The following is a 3516-nucleotide window of genomic DNA, read 5'->3' as shown; positions in this document are numbered from 1 at the left end:
GCGTGTTTTTTATCCCTCGCCCCACTAACCCCCGTCTTCCCCCCCCACCCTCACCCGGGCCCGGCCGCCCCACCGCCCTTGTGGGGTGTCCGGCGGCCGCTCCTCGTGGCGAAGGCGACTGCGCTAGGCGACCGGTGCCGGCGCGGTGTTCTTGCTGTCGTCGTCCGGCTGCGTGCCGTTCTCCTCGGCGAGCCGCTCCATGCCGCTGGTCGTCTTCAGCGGCTTCTCCTTGATGAAGAGCACCGCGACGAGGGCGAGCGCCGCGAACGGGGCCGCCAGCAGGAAGAGGTCGGCGGTGGCCAGGCCGTAGGCGTTCTCCACGATCTCCCGCATCGGCGCGGGCAGTTTCGTCATGTCGGGGACCGAGCCCTCGCCGCCGCCGGAGCTGCCGGCAGCCGCACCGCCCGCCGACCCGACGCTCTTGGAGATCTCCGAAGCGACGCGGTTGGCGAGGACGGCGCCCAGGACGCTGGTGCCGATCGTGCCGCCCATGCTGCGGAAGAAGGACAGGACGGAGGTGGCCGCGCCCAGCTCGGCGGCCGGTACGTCGTTCTGCGCGGCCAGGACCAGGTTCTGCATCAGCATGCCGACGCCGATGCCGAGCACCGCCATGTACAGGCTGAGGATGCCGAAGCCGGTTCCGGCGTCGATGGTGGCGAGCAGCCCGAGCCCCGCGGTCATGATGACGGCACCCGCGACGAGGTAGGCCTTCCACTTTCCTGTCCTGCTGATGATCTGGCCGGCGATGGTGGAGGACACCAGGAGACCCAGGATCATCGGCAGGCTCATCAGGCCCGCCACCGTCGGGGACTTGCCGAGCGCGATCTGGAAGTACTGCGAGAGGAAGACGGTGCCGCCGAACATGGCCACACCCACCAGCAGACTCGCGACGGTCGTCAGCGTGACGGTCCTGTTGCGGAAGATGGCGAGCGGAATGATCGGCTCGGGCACCCGCGACTCGACGAACACCGCCGCCACCAGGAGGATCACACCCGTACCGGTGAGCGCCGCGGTCTGCCAGGACGCCCAGTCGAACTGCTGGCCCGCCAGCGAGGTCCAGATGAGGAGCGCGCAGACACCGGCCACGATGAGGAACGCACCCAGGAAGTCGATCTTCACTTCGCGGCGCACGGTGGGCAGTTGGAGCGTGCGCTGCAGGATGAGGATGGCCAGGAGCGCGAACGGCACGCCGATGAAGAAGCACCAGCGCCAGCCGAGCCAGGAGGTGTCCACCAGGACGCCGCCGACCAGCGGACCTGCCACCGTGCCCACGGCGAACACGGCGCCGAAGATGCCCGCGTACTTGCCGAGCCTGCGCGGCGGGATGACGGCCGCCATGACGACCTGCGCCAGCGCGGTCAGGCCACCGGCGCCGATGCCCTGCACGACGCGGCTGAAGATGAGCAGGCCAACGCCCTGCGAGAACCCGGCGAGCAGCGAGCCGACGACGAACATGGCCAGGGAGAGCTGCAGGAGCAGCTTCTTGTTGTAGAGGTCCGAGAGCTTGCCCCACAGGGGGACGGTCGCCGTCATGGCGAGCAGTTCGGAGGTGACGACCCAGGTGTAGGAGGACTGGCTGGCGCCGAGGTCGGCGATGATGCGCGGGAGTGCGTTGGCCACGACCGTGCCGGCCAGGATGGCGACGAACATGCCGGCCATCAGCCCGGACATGGCCTGGAGTATCTGTTTGTTGCTCATGGCGGTGGGCGCCTGCTCGGGCGCCGCTGCTGTGCTCAAGATGTCCCTCTTGGAATTGGAAGTCGGTCCGCTGGTCGGGCAGAACGGGCAGAAGCAGAAGTCAGGGGTGCTGCGGGCTCAGGAATCCGCTGCAGGCGCGGCCAGACCTGCGGCCAGGTGCGCGAACGTGAGGCAGAAGACGTCGACGAAGGCGGCGTCCGTGGTCCGCGCGCACCAGTCCTCGATGGCGACCCGGACGGCGGTCGTGGAGGCCGCGGCGACCAGCCGGGGGTAGAGACCGACCGCCTCGCCCGGCGCTGATCCGAGCCGTTCGGCGATCGCCTGCGCCAGCTCCGACTCCTCGGCCATGTGGGCCCCCAGGCCGCGGACGAGGAGGTGCGGCGAGCGCTGGAAGACCTTGGCCCGCAGGCTCCAGATTTCGTGGCGCTCCTCGATGTCCACCAGCTCGGCGGCGAACGCCTCTCGCAGCACGTCCAGGACGGGCACGTCGGCGCGTGCCTGGCGCACGGCGCGCCGGATCCGCTCGCCGACCTCCTCGTCGATCATGAGGAAGGCGTCGTCGTGGCTGTCGAAGTAGTTGAAGAAGGTGCGCGGCGAGACGCCCGCCGCGCTGCTGATCGCCTCGACGGTCACGTTCTCCGCGCCGTGCTCGGCGGCCAGTCGCACCGCGGCATCGGCCAACGCCGCCCGCGTGGCGCGCTTTTTGCGCTCGCGGAGTCCGGGCGCGGCGTCTTTGCTCATCACATCTTGCAGAGTACGCAAAGATGCAGAGCATGCAAAATTAACGCCCACCACTCCCCGACCGGCGCCCGCAATCCACTTGACGCCACCCGCTGTTCGCCGACCACCTCAATGAGTTAGGTTAGGCATACCTAAGTAGAGCTTGGGTCTCTTCACTGGGTCTCTTCAACGGCATGGAGCATTTGGATGCGCCCACACAGCACCCGCGGCACGCAGCCGACCCCCGCCGAACGCGTGCACGCGATCCTGCACGCGGCGCAGTCGATGACAGTGATCAGCGACGGGTCCCACACCGAGATCCACCGGCTCGACGGCGCGGGTGCGGGGCACATCCACCTGCACGCCCCGGGCCAGGAAAGCCCGTCCTCCCCGGCTGAACGCCGTCCGGTCCGCCTGGAGTTCACCGACATCGCGCCCACCGCCGTACGTGATCGCCTGCGCGCCCGCGTCACCGTCACCGGACTCCTCGCGGCCCCCTACAGCCACGAGTCGCCCGAGAGCACCTGCATGGAGTTCGGCCAGGCGCTCCTCAAGGACGATCAGGGCCGCCACTTCGTCTCCCTGGACCAGCTCTGCGCGGTCACCCCGGACCCGGTCACGGGCAGCGAAGCGGACATGCTGACCCACCTCGTGGACAGCCACCAAGAGCTCGTCCCTCTCCTGGTCCGCCTCGTCCAACCACGCCCGGCCAAGGGCATGCTGCGCGCGATCCCGCTGGCCCTGGACCGCTATGGCGTGACACTGCGCCTGGAGTACCCCGTCACTCACGCTGACGTCCGGCTGCCGTTCGCCACACCCCTCAGCAACATCGACCAGGCAGGCACGCAGATCCGCGGTCTCCTGGCCGCGGCCCGCCGCGCCTCCCACCGGGGCCGCCTGATCGTCTGACCGCCTTGTCGCCCTGCCGCCCTGCCGCCCCACGGCAAGTCGAAGCACGGCTCCCGGAATACGCCGCTCCGCAAGGGAGTTCAGGAGGTGCCCCTTGCACAGCACCGGCGTGCATACCTTGCGTCAGCTTCCCGGGGCAATCTAAGGATCGGTGAGCAGCTCCCGCTGCCTGCGGGCTTGGTCGAGAAG

General features: G+C 69.2%; 3 protein-coding genes. 1 reads left to right on the top strand and 2 read right to left on the bottom strand.

Annotated elements, in window-relative coordinates:
- Positions 1-123: 123 nt before the first annotated feature.
- Together ACQKIP_RS33510 and ACQKIP_RS33505 are read right to left on the bottom strand one after the other, a co-directional pair.
- Positions 124-1698, bottom strand: coding sequence for an MDR family MFS transporter (locus ACQKIP_RS33510; RefSeq protein ID WP_365857106.1), 1575 nt, complete (start codon positions 1696-1698; stop codon positions 124-126).
- A 117-nt stretch (positions 1699-1815) separates the two neighbouring features.
- Entirely contained in the window at positions 1816-2439 is a 624-nt protein-coding gene (locus ACQKIP_RS33505) for a TetR/AcrR family transcriptional regulator (protein WP_365856563.1), read from the bottom strand.
- A 186-nt stretch (positions 2440-2625) separates the two neighbouring features.
- On the opposite strand from ACQKIP_RS33505, the gene ACQKIP_RS33500 reads away from it, so the two are divergent.
- Positions 2626-3327 (top strand): DUF2470 domain-containing protein, encoded by a 702-nt coding sequence (locus tag ACQKIP_RS33500; protein WP_365856561.1) that lies wholly within the window; start codon positions 2626-2628, stop codon positions 3325-3327.
- The last annotated feature ends 189 nt before the right edge of the window (positions 3328-3516 follow it).

It is taken from the genome of Streptomyces sp. NPDC059900, assembly GCF_050270335.1.
Taxonomy (GTDB): domain Bacteria; phylum Actinomycetota; class Actinomycetes; order Streptomycetales; family Streptomycetaceae; genus Streptomyces.
This window is presented reverse-complemented; position numbering and strand designations above follow the sequence as displayed.